The sequence below is a fragment of the Achromobacter sp. NFACC18-2 genome (assembly GCF_900108985.1).
Taxonomy (GTDB): Bacteria; Pseudomonadota; Gammaproteobacteria; order Burkholderiales; family Burkholderiaceae_B; genus Achromobacter.
Genome location: NZ_FNYM01000004.1, coordinates 1 through 16113 on the forward strand (window position 1 = coordinate 1; position 16113 = coordinate 16113).

Below are 16113 nucleotides of genomic sequence, written 5' to 3' on the forward strand. Positions count from 1 at the left end.
TCGTCATACACCCACGCGCTGCGCTTGCCCGAGCAATCCGTGTACTGTGTGAGCAGCCCCGCGGCGTTGTAGGCCAGCAGTTTCTCGCCACCCCGGGCGTCCCGGATCGCAACCGGATTGCCCGCCGCGTCATAGGCGTATTCGGTCTTGTTGCCCAGCGGATCGATGGTCTCGATCAGATACCCGCGCGGGCTGTAGTCGCGCTGCCACAGGCCGCCTTCGGCGTCGCGGATCTTGAAAAGCTGGTCCTGGTCGTCGTAGGCGTAGTGGACCGAGGTGCCATCCGCGCGCAGATGTTCGAGCAGATCGCTGCGCTCGTCGTAGGCGTAGCTGTCGATGTTGCCGTCGGGGTGGATGTGCGTGACCACGTTCTTGGCGTCGTCGCGATACAGCCATTCCGACAGGCCGTCCGGGTGCACGATGCGGTAGGTATAGCCGTCGATGTCGTAGTAGTGCTCCGTGACGTGGCCCAGGGCATCCGTGACATAGGTCAAGCGGATCTCGGGGTGCCAGCGCAAGCGCGTGTCGAAGCTGCCGTCGTCGGCCCATTCGCGGATGGCGCGCGCCTTGGGGCCGGAACCTTCCCACTCCAGGTTCATGCCGCGTCCGGTGCGGTCGGTGTAGCGGGTGATGAGGTGCTGGCGATAGTGGTAGTCCCACTGGGCGCCGTGTTCGTCGCGCGCCTGCAGCAGGTCCCCTTGCTCGTCGTAGTCGTAGCCGGCCAATTGCCGCTGCGGTTGTCCGTCCTTGAGTTGCCAGAGCGCCACGATGCGGCCGGCGGCGTCGATCTGCGTGCCGACGTGGGTGTGGATGGCATCGTCCAGATACGTGACGAGGTCGGACAGCACGCTGCGCCGCCCGACTGTGTGGCGATAGAGCAATGCAACGCGCGCACCATTGCGCAGGTGGATGCCCGTCAGCCGAAACCGCCGGCCCTCGCGTTGGTAGGTGGCGCGCCGCTCGTACCCTTGCGCCACGGTCAGTTCGCTGTCGGAGGTGCGCACTACCGTCAGGTTCTCGACGGGGTCGTAGTGAAATTTGCCGACGCCCGGTAACGGCCAGGCGTGCGTGCGCCCGTCGGCGGCGTGATAGCGCAGGGTTTCGCGGTCCGCGCCTGCCGTCTTGATATCGATGCGCGTGGTGTATTCGTTGACCCAGCGTGCGCCGATGACGCCGTTGTCATACGCGGCCAGATCCGAGGAATACGTGCGTGCCCAGCGCAGCGCAAAGGGCCCGGGCAGCGAGCAATCCACATGCGTGATCCGCTCAGTCCCCATCGCAAAGCTGATGCTGTGGCAGGTCGCCGGACACGCGCCGCTCTTGTCCGGATTGGCATTCCGCCGCGCGCGGGCCTGGCGGCGGATGCGCGCCAGGCGCATCGAACGCGCCATCTGCCGGGCCTTGCTCGCCACGGCCGGTCGCACGTTCGCGCCGATCGCGTACCCCTTGCGCTGGCGCCACAGCACCACGGCCACCGACAGTTGCATGAGCAGCGACGCGATGCTGTTGACGTTGTTCTCGTCGGCCAGCGATTGCATGCTGTCATTGACTTGCGGCGCCAGGGCATTCAGGCGCTGGGCGGAGCGCAACATCAAGTCGCGCGCCTTGACGGGCAGCAGGTCCTTGGCGGCGTTGCCGACCGACTGCTTGCTGCCGCGCACGCCGCTACCCAGACCATCCCACAGGTCGCGCGCGGCACCCAGCGGCGAGTCCCACTTCTTGTCCCACGCGGACGAGAGCTGTTCGCCCGCCTTCTCAAACGAGGCGTCCGCGTTGGCGGGCACGGTCAGGCTGACCAGGACATCGGCCAGCGCCTTGATGATTTCTTCTGCCTTGGCCCCCGCATCCTGCAGCAGCCCTTCCAGCCGGGCCTGCGCCTGTTGCGCAAAGTCTTCGATGTCGCCGGCGATGTTCTCGCTCAGGTGAGCCGCCAGGGCCATGATGATGGCGTTGCCCAGGCCCGCCTTGGCCTGGCGTGCGACCTCCTTTTGCACGAGAAACAGCGCGGGCCGCAGGCTCATGCGCGCAGCCGCCGTGCCAGGCACGGGCAACACGCCGAAGAGGTTGATGCCCAGGCTGACCCAATCCAGGAATTGGGTGGGATTGCTGTCCACCAATGTCGTGATGTCGCCGATGGCGTCCACCAGCGCCATGAGGTTGCCCAGCACCGGCACCGCGCCCGCGGCCGCCTTGATGCGCGGCAGCGTGACCCAGCCGTCGCTGTTCTCGCGCAGCCACTGGTCAAAGGCGTTCTGGCCGGCTTCGACGTCTTCGGGGGCAATGGTGTTCAGCGGAGCGACGACGCCTTGCGGGCCGTCCAGGTCTTCGTCGCTCCATTGGATGCCGTCGTTCTCGGCTTCGGCTTCCTGGTATTCGGCTTCGGTGTAGTCCTCGTCAACCGGCGAGGCGATTCGATTTGGAACAGATGGGGCAGCGCCTGGCGGGGTTGGCATGACGGAGTCCGGTGTCGTCGCAAAGGCCTTCAAGAGGCCGGAGGCATCCCGGTGCGGGAATGCGGCGACATATGCGAAATCCGTGCCAGGGTTAGCGGTGCAAAGAAAACCCCTGCAACATCAAGGCCTTGAAGCTGAGTCTCGCGCGAATCAGCCAGCCGATCGCCATCGCGGCTCAAGAAAAGCCGCGGTTTGGCCGGAAAATCGGGCCAAATTTGGCCCGTTTATTTCCAAGTTATTGATAAATAAGAAAACGCACCGGGCCAGATTTGGCCCGGCCGGGTCAAATCTGGCCCAAAGCGCCCGTCGGAACGCGATCAGCCGCGACGCAGCGCACCCGTTTCGCCGTGGCTATCCAAACAAACGCGAGACCCCGGCGGCCCCGCCGACGCCCCCTGCCACGCCAGGTCAGAATCGGTGCCGCATTCCCACCGCATACTGTGCCTGGTGCCACGACGGATCGTCCCAGGCACCCCGCATGTAGCCGTAGATCGCGTACACGTTGGTGCGCTTGGACAGGTCGTACACATAGCCCGCCGAATACACCTGCTGGGAGTGCGTGGCGCCGTCGCGTTCAAGGGAACCACCGCCCGGCAGGCTGGCCTGCCATGACGCCATCACGGTGCCCGCCCCCGCGCGCCATGTCGCGCCCGCCATCACGCCGTGGACCGTGCTGCCCGGGAAGTAGCTGCGCTGGCCGGGCGATTGCACGGCCGGGATGGTGGACCCATTGCGCATCACGGACCAGCCGGCGTAGAACGTGAACGCGTCCACCGTGGCGCGGCCCGCGAGCGTATAGGCGAAGGGCTGGCGATCGGCGCCGGCCTTTGACATCGCCGCGGACTGCGCCGTGCCATCGGCCCAGCGCGCGCCTTCGTAGGTCGCGGCGATCGAATAGCCTGGCCGGTCAAACACGATCGCGGCGCTGTACAGCTTGTTGGTGGTGCCGGTCTGGAAGCCGCCTCCGCCGTCGTAGTCCAGGCTGGCGTCCACGCCCGCGCGCAAGCCGCCGACGGACGGCGTCCAGTAGGCCACGGTGTTGTCCGCGCGATTGGCGTTGTAGGGCAACAGCGTCGTCTGCGCCCCGGTGATCAAGTATGACGCCAGGAAGGCGTCGTAGTCGGCGAGCGTGGCGGAAGACGCCGACGTCTGCCGGCCCAGCCGCAGGTCGCCAAAGCCGCCCGACACGCCCACCCACGCCGCGCGCCCGAACAGGCGGCCGCCCTGCGCGGACTTGCCGTTGGTGGCAAGGACGCCGCTTTCGAGCTGGAAATTCGCGCGCAACCCGTTGCCGAGGTCTTCGCTGCCGCGAAGCCCCCAACGCGAGCCGGACTGCACGCCCGACTGCATGTTGATCGCCGTGCCGCGCTCCTGCGTGGAAAAGCCCGCCACGCTAAGGTCCACGACGCCGTACAACGTCACCGCGCCCGGCTGCGCGTCGGCCGCCCACGGGGCCAGCAAAACCGCGATGCCCGCGGAAAATTTTCGCACCACCATCGCCAGCCTCACAGGTACTTGAGCCAGGCGATGTCGCGGCGCGCCGCCTTCAGGCGGCCAAACCGGCGCACGGGCCAATACAGCGCCACGGCGAGCAGGATCGAGATCGCCCACACCGCCCCCATGCCGTCCACGCCGAAATACTTGCCCTGGTTCAGGCCCCAGATGGCTTCGCCCGCCAGGTACAGCGCCTTCAGCACGTACAGGTGCAGCAGGTAGAAGAACATGGGCGCGGCCCCGAAAACGCACAGCGCCCGCACCCACGCGGCCGATTTCGCCTTTTCGATCAGCACCAGCAGGCACAGGCCCAGGCCCAGCGTAAGCAGCAGGAACAGCAGCGACGGCGGGTACTTGGTGATGTTCAGAAAGCTCATTGCCGTATGCAGCGCATCGTCCTGGACGGTCCAATGCTGGGACTGGCCGTAGCCGTTCAGCATCCTCAACACCACGAAGCCGGCCACGGCGGCCAGGCCAGCCGTCCATAGACGACGCTGGCGCACACCGGCCTGCACGCCCGGCTGAAACCAGGCGCCCACCGCATAGCCCAGCGCGATCACGCCGATCCACGGCAGCAGGGGGTACGACGTGCGCAGGCGCAACGTTTCACTAACCTCGAGCCAGCCGCGGTCGTGCAACACCGCCCACGGCACGTGCATGCCATGGCCAGCCGCAAAATGCAGGCCGTCCAACGCGTTGTGGCCCGCCACCAGCACGACGCCCGTCACGACGAGCGCCCAGCGCGGCAGCCAGAGCAATGCCGCCAGCGACAGCATGGACAGGCCGATCACCCAGATGACCTGCAGGTAGACGACGGTAGGCGGAAACTGGAAGGTCCAGGCGAAATTCACCACGATGACTTCCAGCGCGATGAGAAAGAGGCCCCGCTTGGCGAGAAACGCGGCGGTCGCACCCCGGCTGCCGGCCTTGGCGCCATACAGCCAGGCCGACAGGCCCGTCAGGAAGACGAACACCGGCGCGCACAGGTGCGCCAGCAGCCGCGAGAAAAACAGGTCCGGCGGCGTGGCCGCCACGTCCATCGGATCGCCGACCTGATGATGCAGGAAGAAGGTCTCGCGCACGTGGTCCAGCAGCATGATCACGATGACCAGGCCGCGCAGGGCGTCGATGGATTGCAGGCGGGAGTGTTGCGGGGAAGCGGGAACGGGAATGGATGAAGCCATCTTGGAATGCAGCGGAGAAAAGCGCGCGAGGGACCGTCGTCCGCGGCGCGCAAAAACCCAGCATAGTAATGTAATAACATTACCTTTCCAAAACAGCGGTGCAGCCGCCTCCCAGCCTGGCTGCACCGACCCGCGCCGCAGTCACATCAGGAACTGCCGGTAAGCCGCGTTGCCCGTTTCCTCGGCATGCGCGTAGCCCAGTTGCCGCAGGAATGCGTCCAGCGCCGCGTCGTCGGCGACCGGGGCCTGGATGCCCACCAGCGCCGAACTGAAATCGGCGCCCTGGTTGCGGTAATGGAACAGGCTGATGTTCCAGTTGGGCGCCATCGCCGACAGGAATTTCATCAGCGCGCCCGGGCGCTCGGGGAATTCAAAGCGGAACAGGCGCTCTCCGCCCGCCAGTGGCGACCGGCCGCCCACCATGTAGCGGATGTGCTGCTTGGACACCTCGTTGTGGGTCAGATCGGTGGCCGAGAAGCCTTCGGTGGTCAGCGCGGCCATGATCTCGGCGGCCTCGCCGCGGCGCGCGATCTGCACGCTCACGAAAATATGGGCGGTGCGTGCATCGGCGATGCGATAGTTGAATTCGGTCACGCTGCGCTGGCCGATCACGCCGCAGAAGCGCCGGAAACTGCCGCGCTCTTCCGGGATGGTCACGGCAAACACGGCCTCGCGCGCCTCGCCCACCTCGGCCCGGTCCGCCACGAAACGCATGCGGTCGAAGTTCATGTTGGCGCCCGAAGTGATCGCCACCAGCGACTGCCCGCGTGCGCCCTCCCGCTCCACGTACTTCTTCAGGCCCGCCACCGCCAGCGCGCCTGCCGGTTCCAGCACGCTGCGCGTATCCAGGAACACGTCCTTGATGGCCGCGCACACCGCGTCCGTGTCCACCAGGATCACCTCATCCAGGTATTCGCGACACAGGCGGAAGGTTTCCTCGCCGACCAGCTTGACGGCCGTGCCGTCCGAAAACAGGCCCACTTCGGCCAGGATGACGCGCTCGCCCACGCGCAACGATTGCGCCATCGCGCAGGAATCCTCGGTCTGCACGCCGATCACCTTGACGCCGGGATGGACCGCCTTGACATACGTGGACACGCCCGCCGCGAGGCTGCCTCCGCCGATGGGCACGAAGATCGCATGCAGCGGCTCGGGGTGCTGGCGCAGGATCTCCATGCCGACCGTGCCCTGCCCCGCGATCACGTAGGGGTCATCGAAGGCGGGCACGAAGGTCAGGTCCTGTTCCCGCGCCAGTTTTTGCGCATGGGCGTAGGCGTCGTTGTAGGAATCGCCGGCCTGCACCACCGTGACGGTCGGTCCGCCATGGGCCCGCACGGCATCCACCTTGACCTGCGGCGCGGTCTGCGGCACCACGATGATGGCGCGCACGCCAAGCCGGGCCGCCGAGATCGCCACGCCCTGCGCATGATTGCCGGCCGATGCCGTGATCACGCCCCGGTCCAGCGCAGCCTGCGGCGTATTGCGCATCTTGTTGTACGCCCCGCGTACCTTGAACGAAAACACCGGCTGGTTGTCTTCGCGCTTGAAGTGGACGGTGTTGCCGAGCCGCGCGGACAGGCCGCGTGCCAGGTCCAGTTCGGTTTCACGGGCGATGTCATAGACCCGCGCGGTCAGGATATGCCGGAGGTATTCCATGGGCGAGGCGTTGCCGGCCTGGAAATCCGGGGTCGGGGTGGGAGATGGTGCGGACATGGACTCTCTGCTTGGGTAGGCTTGCCCGGCAGAGGCGGCCACAAAAAACCCGCCTCGTGGGGCGGGTGGCTGTGACTGTTGCGGTCGCGCGCTAACCCACCATTCCAGGAATGATGGTAATAATCAGCGAAATGCGAACAGCGCGGAAATTCATGCCCGCTACTTTCCTCTCAACGGGCGGCTTTGTCAAACGCGGCATGCCATCGGCGTGCCCGCCGGGCGGGGTCCGCAGCCGCTTGTCATCCGGGCGGCAGACCGCAGCGCGGTCCGCCCGGCCCCTTATCCGTCCCCGGTAAATGCCATTAGCTTATTCCGGCTTATTCCTGTTTATTTCAGCCCAAGCGGGAAATAGAACCATTTCCGCCGCGAAATGCGTAGCACGGTATTACAATGGAAAGTTCGTGGCAGCCGCACTTTCCAAGGCGGACCCGGATTTGGCCCAGCGTATCGGCCGATCCGGTCCAGTCAAAAAATAGGACGGGCGGCCGTCATGTTGGGGGGACGCTCGGCCTGCGCGTCCACCCATACGAACCCACTCTCGACAACATCTACCGGCTCACGCCGCATAGCATGTTCGGGTTTGCGCGTCAGCGCCTGAGCCGAACAGATTCAAGGATCATGTCTCTTACTCCTAAGATTATCTATACCCTCACCGACGAAGCTCCGGCACTTGCAACCCGTTCGCTGCTGCCCATCGTCCAGGCATTCGCCAAACCCGCAGGCATCACGGTCGAGACCCGCGACATTTCGCTGGCTGGCCGCATCATCGCCCTGTTCCCGGATTACCTCGACGACAGCCAGAAGCTGTCCGACGCCCTGGCTGAGCTGGGCGCCCTGGCGGTCAAGCCGGAAGCCAACATCATCAAGCTGCCCAACATCAGCGCCTCGATGCCCCAACTGAAGGCGGCCATCAAGGAACTGCAAGACCAGGGCTACAAGCTGCCGGATTACCCGGACGCCCCCGCCAACGACACCGAGCGCGACGTCAAGGCCCGCTACGACAAGGTCAAGGGCAGCGCCGTGAACCCGGTCCTGCGCGAAGGCAATTCCGACCGCCGCGCTCCGCTGTCGGTCAAGAACTACGCCCGCAAGCACCCGCACAAGATGGGCGCCTGGTCGTCTGACTCCAAGTCGCACGTCGCCCACATGAGCGAAGGCGATTTCTACGGCACCGAAAAGTCCGCCCTCATCGCCCAGGCCGGCGACGTGAAGATCGAACTGACCGCCGCCGACGGCAGCAAGACCGTCCTGAAGGAAAAGACCCCGGTCAAGGCTGGCGAAATTATCGACGCCGCCGTGCTGTCGACCGCCAAGCTGAAGTCCTTCCTGCAGGCGCAGATCGACGACGCGCGCGCCACCGGCGTGCTGTTCTCGGTGCACCTGAAGGCCACCATGATGAAGGTCTCCGACCCCGTCATCTTCGGCCACGTGGTCTCCGTGTTCTACAAGGACGTCCTGGCCAAGCACGCCGACGCCCTCAAGCAAGCCGGCTTCGACCCCAACAACGGTATTGGCGACCTGTACGCCAAGATCCAGTCGCTGCCCGCCGACCAGCAGGCCGCCATCACCGCCGACATCGACGCTGCCTACAAGACGCTGCCGCAACTGGCCATGGTGAACTCCGATAAGGGCATCACCAACCTGCACGTGCCCAGCGACGTGATCGTCGATGCGTCCATGCCCGCCATGATCCGCGACTCGGGCAAGATGTGGAACGCCGAAGGCAAGCTGCAGGACGCCAAGGCCGTCATTCCCGATCGCAGCTACGCCGGCGTCTACCAGGCCGTCATCGACGACTGCAAGCGCAATGGCGCCTTCAATCCGGTCACGATGGGCAGCGTGCCCAACGTCGGCCTGATGGCCCAGGCTGCCGAGGAATACGGTTCGCACAACAAGACCTTCGTCATCCCGGCCGCGGGCACCGTGCGCGTCACCGACGCCGCCGGCACCGTGCTGCTGGAGCAGGCCGTTGAAGCGGGCGACCTCTGGCGCATGTGCCAGACCAAGGACGCCGCGATCCAGGACTGGGTCAAGCTGGCGGTTGCGCGCGCCCGCGCCACCAAGACGCCCGCCGTCTTCTGGCTGGACGAAAAGCGCGCCCACGACGCCCAGGTCATCGCCAAGGTCAAGCAGTACCTGAAGGACCACGACACCAGCGGCCTGGACCTGCGCATCCTCGACCCCGTCGAAGCCACCAAGTTCTCGGTCAAGCGCATCCGCGAAGGCCTGGACACCATCTCCGTGACCGGCAACGTCCTGCGCGACTACCTGACCGACCTGTTCCCCATCATGGAACTGGGCACCAGCGCCAAGATGCTGTCGATCGTCCCGCTGGTTGCCGGCGGCGGCCTGTTCGAGACGGGCGCCGGCGGTTCCGCGCCCAAGCACGTGCAGCAATTCCTGGAAGAAGGCTTCCTGCGCTGGGATTCGCTGGGCGAATTCATGGCGCTGGCCGAGTCGCTGGACCACCTGGGCCGCACGTACAAGAACCCGACCGCCCAGATCCTGGCCAAGACGCTGGATCAGGCCACGGCCAAGTTCCTGGACGAGAACAAGTCGCCCGAGCGCAAAGTCGGCGGCCTGGACAATCGCGGCAGCCACTTCTATCTGGCGATGTACTGGGCCCAGGCCCTGGCCGCCCAGACCGAAGACCGCGCCCTGGCCGCGCAGTTCGCGCCCGCCGCGGGCGCGTTGTCGGAAGGCGAAGGCAAGATCCTGGACGAGCTCAAGGCCGCCCAGGGCAAGCCGGTGGACATCGGCGGCTACTACCAGCCGAACGAAGCCCTGGCCAGCCAGGCCATGCGCCCCAGCGCCACGCTGAACAAGGTGCTGGCCGCCATCGGCTAAGCGCCCTGCGTTGCTGGCCGGCGTGAGCGGGCCAGCTGGAAAAAGCCGGCAGTCCCAATCGGGGCTGCCGGCTTTTTTTGTGTGCGACTTGCTGCAGGTTTGGTCTGGCACCCGAAAAATGGAGTGCGGCCCTGTCGATGTGGATCGGGGCGGCCATCTCTACAAATTGCGAGTCAACTGCCCCGCCCCCCGGACAGCGCACCGCTCAGAGCATGTGCGCCAGAAACTCCCGGCTGCGCGCGTGCTGGGGCGCGGCGAAGAAATCGCTCGAAGGCGCTTCCTCGACGATGCGGCCGTCGTCCATGAAGATGACCCGGTGCGCCACTTCGCGCGCAAATCCCATTTCATGGGTCACGACCAGCATGGTCATGCGCTCATCCGCCAACTGCTTCATGGTGCGCAGCACTTCGCCGGTCAGTTCCGGGTCCAGCGCCGAGGTCGGCTCGTCGAACAGCATGATGTCGGGCTCCATGGCCAGCGCGCGGGCAATGGCGACGCGCTGCTTCTGGCCGCCGGACAGGCGCGTGGGATAGTTGTTGCGTTTGTTCAGCAGGCCGACCTTGCGCAGCAGCTCTTCCGCCTTGGGGACGATCTCGGCGCGCGCCATGCGTTTTACGGTGATGGGCGCCTCGATGATGTTCTGCAGCACCGTCATGTGCGGAAACAGGTTGAACGACTGGAACACCATGCCCATCTTGCGGCAGATGCGCCGCACGTCCGCGTCGCTGGCGTACTGGCTGCGTCCGCCGGGAACGGCGGCGGCCATGGTTTCGCCCTCGATGTCGATGCTGCCTTCGTCGATGGTTTCCAGATGGTTCAGGCACCGCAGGAAGGTGCTTTTGCCCGAGCCGGACGGGCCGATCACCGCCACCACTTCGCCCTGCTCCAGCGTCAGCGACACTTGATCCAGCACGCGGTTCGCGCCGAAGGACTTGACGATGTTGCGGGCCTGGATCATGACGGGTCGCGCGATGGCGCCGGCCGGGGAATTACTGGTCATATTTGGCATAGCGCTTTTCCATGTGCTGGAAGAACCACGTCAGGAGCAGCGTCATCAACAGATAGAAGGCGGCGGCGACGAGGAACGGCGTGGTCGAGAAATCGCGCTGCACGATGCCCCGCGCCGTGCGCAGGATGTCGTTGAGCGCCAGCACGTAGATGAGCGAGGTGTCCTTGACCAGGGTGATGGTCTCGTTGCTCATGGGCGGCAGCACGCGCTGGACCATCTGCGGCAATACGATGCGGCGCAGCGTCTGCAGGTACGTCATGCCCAGCACCTTGCTGCCCTCGTACTGCCCGCGGTCCACCGACTGGATGCCGGCCCGGAAGATCTCGGCGAAGTACGCCGCGTAATTCAGGGCGAACGCGACGACCGCGGCCGGGAAGTCGGGTAGCCGGATCCCGATCACCGGCACGAACGGCAGCGCGAAGTAGATGAACAGCATCTGGAGCATGAGCGGCGTGCCGCGCATCAGCCAGATATAGCCATTGACCGCACGGCTCAGCAGCGGCCACTTCGAGATGCGCGCCAGGGCCAGCACCAGGCCCAGCGGCACCGCGAGCGCCAGCGTGATGAAAAACAGCGTCAAGGTCACTTTCGCGCCTTGCGCCAATGGCCCCAGAAGGGAGAGTACGTAGTCCATGCAGTGGGTTCGCGCCGCGGGGGCAAGTGGAATTCAGGAGCAAGCCCGCCTGGCCTCGCGGCGCGGCGGCGGGCTGCGGACTGCAACGCCGTGGCGCCCCGGCCGGCTGGCCGCGGGCGCCTCAGCGCTTACTTGATGATGTTGGCGCCGAACCACTGGGTGGCGATGCGGCCGGCGGTGCCGTCCTGCTTCATCGAATCCAGCGTCTTGTCCAGCTTGGCGAGCAGTTCAGTGTCGTCCTTGCGCACGCCGACGCCGTAGTCTTCCGTGCCGAAGTTCTCTTCCAGCACGCGGTATTCGCCCGCGCGCTTGCTGATCAGGTACCGGCCCACGACCTCGTCGACGACGATGGCGTCGAGGCGACCGGCGGCCAGGTCCATCAGGGCCGTGACGTTGTCGCCAAACTTCTTCACTTCCTTGATCTGGGCGGCCACGGGGTCCTTGGCGATGGCGTCGGTGGCGCTGCTGCCGTCCTGCGCGCCGATGACCTTGCCGGCCAGGTCATTCTTGACCTTGATGGGCGAGGTGTTGCCCACGATGATGATCTGGTGGTTGGCCATGTAGGGCGCGGTGAAGCTGATGTTCTTCTTGCGCTCTTCGGTGATGGTCAGGCCGTTCCACAGCACATCGACGCGCTTGCCGTTCAGTTCGGCTTCCTTGGCGCTCCAGTCGATGGGCTTGAATTCCACTTCGATGCCCAGGCGCTTGCTGGCTTCCTTGGCCATGTCGATGTCAAAGCCGACGATCTGGTTGCTGGCGTCCCGGAATCCCATGGGCGGGAAGTTGTCGTCCAGACCGACGACGACCTTCTTGGGGGTGGCCGGCGCCTGGGCGCCCGCGGCGGGCGCGTTGTCGCCGGGACCGCAGGCCGTGAGCAGCGTGGTTGCGGACACAAGAAGTACAGCAGTCAGTTTTTTCATCGTTGTGGGTGCGCCAGGCGCGAGGAGTGAAGAATGCCGGAAAGACGGGCATAAGCCGCGAGGCGGTATTTTAGCCTCCCCGCCGGGAAGTGCCGGCGCGCGCCCTGGCCCGGGATGCGTCCGCCTGGCGGACGCCCCCGCCATGCTAGGCTGGCGCCCTTCCCCGCCTGGAGTCCGCATGTCGCCCGCCATTCGTCTTGGTCCCCTGGTCTTTCCCGCCGAACTGGCGGTGCTCGCCGCCGCGGCGGCCATCGGCCTGCTGGCTGCGCGCCTCCTGGACCGTCCGGCCCGGGACAGGCCCGGCGCGGACGCGGCGGGCGTCCTGTGGCGCGCCCTCATCGCCGGGCTGGTGGCCGCCCGGCTGGGGTTCGTCTGGCAGTATCGGGATCTGTTTGCGCAGGATCCGCTGTCCATCCTGGACGTGCGCGACGGCGGCTGGGCGGGCATGACGGGCCTGGCGATCGGCTGGATCTATGCGGTGGTCGCCATGCTGCGGCGCGGCGCTCGCCGCCCGGCCGTGCTGGGAGCCCTGGCCCTGGCCAGCGTGGCATGGCTGGCAGGCGGCCGGATGCTGGCGCCCGAGGGCCAAGCGCAGCCCGCGCTCGCGGCGCTGACGCTCCAGGACCTGACCGGCGCCCCAGCGGGGCTGGCCGCCTTTCAGGGCAAGCCCGTCGTCGTCAATCTGTGGGCAAGCTGGTGCCCGCCGTGCCGCCGCGAGATGCCCGCTTTCGCGCAGGCGCAGGCCAGCCGCCCCGACGTGCACTTCGTCTTTTTGAACCAGGGCGAGGCCAGCCCCGAGATCCTGCAGTATCTGCGGCAACATGCGCCCGGCCTTCGGAATTTGCTGCGGGACCCGGCCAGCGAAGCCTCGCGCAAGTTCAGCAATCGCGGGCTGCCGGCCACGCTGTTCCTGGATGCCGGCGGACGGCTGGTGGACCTGCGCGTGGGGGAATTGTCGGCGGCAACCCTGGCCCAGCGTCTGGACGCGCTGGGCGGCGCGGGCAGGCAACCGATACCGGCGAAGGCCAGCACCGCGCCGGCCAACAAGTAGCCGAGGAAGTCAGTCCGGCAAGACCCGCCCCCAAGGCAGCGGCTGGCCCTGCATCGAGCGCTCAATCGAACGCTCAAACAGGTCGACCCGCTGTCCGATCCGCGACGGCGCGGCTTCAAGCCGCACGACCAGGACAGGACCGTCAGGCAACGCGCGCACGGTCGCGACGACGGCAGGCGGCGCCGAGCCCTGCGCCGGAGCCACCGTCCAAGCCTGGATCTGCGCCGCTTGCACCGGCGCGGAATGCATCCGGTCGTGTCCGCAGGCCGGGCACCAGAGGCGCGCCGGAAAAACCCGGTGTCCGCAGGCGCTGCATTGGCTGATCTGGACGCTCATGCCTCTTCCCTCGCCAGCACGGCGGCATTCGCGCACATGCCATATCGCAGTTGCACCATGCCATAGCCCGTCGCAACGCCAAACCGCGCGCCGTTCAATTGCCGCCCCTGCGCGCGGCCCAGCAACTGGCGCGCGACCTCCACCAGGCCGTGCATGCCGCCCGCCGTGCCCGCCTGCCCCGCCGACAACTGACCGCCTGCCGTGTTGACCGGCAACGCCCGGGAAGCGATCCGGCGCGCGATGAAACCCGGAAGGTCGCCGGCGTTGGCGATGCCCAGATCGCAAAGCTGCGCCAACGCCATCGCGGGATAGTCGTCATAGACGCTGATCACGTCCATGTCCTGCGGCCCCACCCCTGCCTGCCGCCAGAGCGCCTGCGCGAAGTCGGCAATGCCCGTCTGCAGGCCATCGCCCTCCTGCTGATCCCAGTTGTAGCGCGCGTCGCTCGCCAGCAGCCGCACCCGGACGCCTTCGGGCCGCGCGCGCAGCACCAGCGCGCTGGCCCCGCTGACGACCGGCACGCAGTCCAGCCGCCCCAGCGGCGGCGCCACCATGGGGGCATCAAGGTATTGCGCCAGCGTCAGCGGCTGCCTGTACGCCGCGTTTGGATTGGCCGACGCCCAGGCGCGCTGCGCGACGCACAGGCGGCCGTAGTCTTCGCGCTGCAGGCCTGTGCGGGCCATCTGGCGCTGCGTCACCATCGCGAAAAGCGGGTTCGGCCCCGCGCAGCCCAGCGGGCTCAGATAGTCCTGGGCGCTGCGGTTGTATCCGCGCACGAGCGCCGCAAAGTCCGCTTCCGCGAAGTGGTCGCCAGCCACCAGCACAATCGTCTCGGCCTGGCCCGCCTGCAAGGCCAGCCAGGCGTGGCGCAGCATATTGATCGCGCCGGCTCCGCCCATCTCGTCCTGCATGCACCATTTCAGGCGCAATCCCAGACGCCAGCCCAGGTCGATCGCCCGATCCGGACGCAGCGTGAAGGATGCCACCCCCAGCCCGTCGACTTGCGCAGGCGTAAGACCGGCGCTGGCCAGCGCCTCCCGGATGGCCTGGGCCATCAGCGCCGCCGTGGAGCAATCGGGGCCGGGATGGCGCAGCGAGGGCGTTTCGCCCACGCCGACCACGCCGGGACCGCGATCCGGATCCGCCCTCATGCCTCGGCCTGCCGGTTGGGTTCACGCGTGAGCAGCAACGTGACCACCGTGACGGCCGCCATGCCGACCAGAAACCACGCCACCGGCGTGGCCGACTCATATTTGCGCAGCAGCGCCATGGCGATCAGCGGCGACAGTCCCCCCGCGAACACGGACGCCAGTTCGTGGCCCAGGGCCAGCCCCGTGTAGCGGACCTCGGCCGGGAACAATTCCGCGAAGTACGCGGGCTGGGTCCCGATCATGGCCGCGTGGCAGAGGGTGTTGCCCAGGAAGAACGCAAGAAAGATCCACAGCGGCGCCTTGGTCTGCACCATCCAGAAAAACGGAAAGGCCACCAGCATCAAGCCCACCGACCCGATCAGATAGACGGTGCGGCGTCCGATGCGGTCGGAAAGGTGGCCGAACCACACCAGGGTCCCCAGCTCGATGAACATGGAGAGCAGCACGCCGCCCAGCATGACGTCATTGGGGATGCCCAGGAACTTGCCATACGCCAGCGCAAAGGCCAGAAAGATGTAAGACCCGCCGTTTTCCGCGACACGCAGGCCCATCGCGGTGAAGACCTGCCGCGGATAGCGCCGGAATACCTCCACGGCCGGCATGCCGCGCTTGGCCGTCTTGGTGGCCTGCACGAACTCTTCGCTTTCCGGGATGTGCTTGCGGATGTACAGCCCCACGCCGAAGATCAGCACGCTCAGGATGAAAGGCAGGCGCCACCCCCAGCTCATGAACGCCTCCTGCGGCAGTTGCTGCGCCAGCATGAACACGCCGGAGGACAGCACGAAGCCGCCCGCCACGCCCAACTGGCTGAACGACGAAAAGTAGCCGCGGCGCTTGCCCCCCACCGCCTCGCTGATCAGCAGCACGCCGCCGCCCCACTCTCCGCCGGCCGCCGCGCCCTGCAGGATGCGCAGCACGACCATCGCCACCGGCGCCCAGACGCCGATCTGTTCGTAGGTCGGCAGCAGCCCGATCAGGAACGTTGCCGCGCCCATCAGGCCCAGGGTCCATTCCAGCGCCAGCTTGCGGCCATAGCGGTCGCCGATGTGGCCGAAGATGACACCGCCCAGCGGCCGCGCCAGAAAGCCCACCGCAAAGCCCGCGAAGGCGCCCATCGTGCCCAGCAGCGGGTCGGTGCCCTTGGGAAAGAAGAGCTCGCCGAACACCAGCGCGGCCGCGGTGCCGTAGATGAAAAAGTCGTACCACTCCATCGCGTTGCCCGCGATGGAGGCCATCACGACGCGCCGCGTGCGCTTTCTGCGCGCATCGTCGCCGGCGGACACCGCCGTCCCCTTGTATGCCATCGTCATTGCCGCCCCTT

The 16113-nt window shown here is 66.7% G+C and carries 12 protein-coding genes; 2 read left to right on the forward strand and 10 right to left on the reverse strand.

Annotation, left to right across the window (positions count from 1 at the left end):
* From BMW75_RS07050 to ilvA, 4 genes are all read right to left on the reverse strand, one after another.
* Window positions 1–2453, reverse strand: a 2453-nt coding sequence (locus BMW75_RS07050) for a DUF6531 domain-containing protein (RefSeq protein WP_254791948.1), incomplete at its 3' end; no start/stop codon positions are given.
* Between the two features lie 408 nt (window positions 2454–2861).
* Window positions 2862–3944: a porin gene (locus tag BMW75_RS07055; protein WP_175493116.1), complete on the reverse strand. Its 1083-nt coding sequence runs from the start codon at window positions 3942–3944 to the stop codon at window positions 2862–2864.
* Window positions 3945–3958: 14 nt separating this feature from the next.
* On the reverse strand, window positions 3959–5131 hold the full coding sequence (locus BMW75_RS07060) for an acetyltransferase domain-containing protein (protein WP_092578078.1): 1173 nt from the start codon (window positions 5129–5131) through the stop codon (window positions 3959–3961).
* 141 nt (window positions 5132–5272) lie between these two features.
* Window positions 5273–6844, reverse strand: a complete 1572-nt coding sequence (gene ilvA / locus BMW75_RS07065; RefSeq protein ID WP_092578079.1) for a threonine ammonia-lyase, biosynthetic — start codon at window positions 6842–6844, stop codon at window positions 5273–5275.
* A gap of 618 nt (window positions 6845–7462) precedes the next feature.
* On the opposite strand from ilvA, the gene BMW75_RS07070 reads away from it, so the two are divergent.
* Window positions 7463–9691, forward strand: coding sequence for an NADP-dependent isocitrate dehydrogenase (locus BMW75_RS07070; protein WP_092578081.1), 2229 nt, complete (start codon window positions 7463–7465; stop codon window positions 9689–9691).
* Between the two features lie 205 nt (window positions 9692–9896).
* On the opposite strand, the gene BMW75_RS07075 is transcribed toward BMW75_RS07070, so the two are convergent.
* From BMW75_RS07075 to BMW75_RS07085, 3 genes are all read right to left on the reverse strand, one after another.
* Complete coding sequence (locus BMW75_RS07075; protein WP_092578596.1) at window positions 9897–10649, reverse strand: amino acid ABC transporter ATP-binding protein; 753 nt, start codon at window positions 10647–10649, stop codon at window positions 9897–9899.
* A 31-nt stretch (window positions 10650–10680) separates the two neighbouring features.
* Window positions 10681–11334 carry an amino acid ABC transporter permease gene (locus tag BMW75_RS07080; protein ID WP_092578082.1) on the reverse strand — a complete coding sequence of 218 codons (654 nt, stop codon included), beginning with the start codon at window positions 11332–11334 and terminating at the stop codon, window positions 10681–10683.
* 128 nt (window positions 11335–11462) lie between these two features.
* A complete protein-coding gene (locus tag BMW75_RS07085; protein ID WP_092578084.1) occupies window positions 11463–12254 on the reverse strand; it encodes an amino acid ABC transporter substrate-binding protein in 792 nt (263 codons plus the stop codon).
* Window positions 12255–12432: 178 nt separating this feature from the next.
* Between BMW75_RS07085 and BMW75_RS07090 the strand changes: the two genes are divergently transcribed.
* A complete protein-coding gene (locus BMW75_RS07090) occupies window positions 12433–13305 on the forward strand; it encodes a TlpA disulfide reductase family protein (RefSeq protein ID WP_092578085.1) in 873 nt (290 codons plus the stop codon).
* 9 nt (window positions 13306–13314) lie between these two features.
* Here BMW75_RS07090 and BMW75_RS07095 read toward each other — a convergent pair whose 3' ends face one another.
* Genes BMW75_RS07095 through BMW75_RS07105 form a run of 3 tightly spaced genes read right to left on the reverse strand, consistent with a single transcriptional unit; the run spans window position 13315 to window position 16102 of the window.
* Window positions 13315–13641: a Zn-ribbon domain-containing OB-fold protein gene (locus tag BMW75_RS07095; protein WP_092578086.1), complete on the reverse strand. Its 327-nt coding sequence runs from the start codon at window positions 13639–13641 to the stop codon at window positions 13315–13317.
* Window positions 13638–14792, reverse strand: coding sequence for a thiolase family protein (locus tag BMW75_RS07100; RefSeq protein WP_092578088.1), 1155 nt, complete (start codon window positions 14790–14792; stop codon window positions 13638–13640). Before BMW75_RS07100 ends, BMW75_RS07095 begins: the two co-directional genes overlap by 4 nt.
* Window positions 14789–16102, reverse strand: a complete 1314-nt coding sequence (locus tag BMW75_RS07105; RefSeq protein WP_092578089.1) for an MFS transporter — start codon at window positions 16100–16102, stop codon at window positions 14789–14791. Before BMW75_RS07105 ends, BMW75_RS07100 begins: the two co-directional genes overlap by 4 nt.
* Window positions 16103–16113 lie beyond the last annotated feature (11 nt).

What these genes read in the sequence shown, in the direction of transcription:
- BMW75_RS07060 (WP_092578078.1), bottom strand. Translation starts at nt 5,131, where the DNA reads ATGGCTTCATCCATTCCCGTTCCCGCTTCCCCGCAACACTCCCGCCTG.
- ilvA (WP_092578079.1), bottom strand. Translation starts at nt 6,844, where the DNA reads ATGTCCGCACCATCTCCCACCCCGACCCCGGATTTCCAGGCCGGCAAC.
- BMW75_RS07070 (WP_092578081.1), top strand. Translation starts at nt 7,463, where the DNA reads ATGTCTCTTACTCCTAAGATTATCTATACCCTCACCGACGAAGCTCCG.
- BMW75_RS07075 (WP_092578596.1), bottom strand. Translation starts at nt 10,649, where the DNA reads ATGATCCAGGCCCGCAACATCGTCAAGTCCTTCGGCGCGAACCGCGTG.
- BMW75_RS07080 (WP_092578082.1), bottom strand. Translation starts at nt 11,334, where the DNA reads ATGGACTACGTACTCTCCCTTCTGGGGCCATTGGCGCAAGGCGCGAAA.
- BMW75_RS07085 (WP_092578084.1), bottom strand. Translation starts at nt 12,254, where the DNA reads ATGAAAAAACTGACTGCTGTACTTCTTGTGTCCGCAACCACGCTGCTC.
- BMW75_RS07090 (WP_092578085.1), top strand. Translation starts at nt 12,433, where the DNA reads ATGTCGCCCGCCATTCGTCTTGGTCCCCTGGTCTTTCCCGCCGAACTG.
- BMW75_RS07095 (WP_092578086.1), bottom strand. Translation starts at nt 13,641, where the DNA reads ATGAGCGTCCAGATCAGCCAATGCAGCGCCTGCGGACACCGGGTTTTT.
- BMW75_RS07100 (WP_092578088.1), bottom strand. Translation starts at nt 14,792, where the DNA reads ATGAGGGCGGATCCGGATCGCGGTCCCGGCGTGGTCGGCGTGGGCGAA.
- BMW75_RS07105 (WP_092578089.1), bottom strand. Translation starts at nt 16,102, where the DNA reads ATGACGATGGCATACAAGGGGACGGCGGTGTCCGCCGGCGACGATGCG.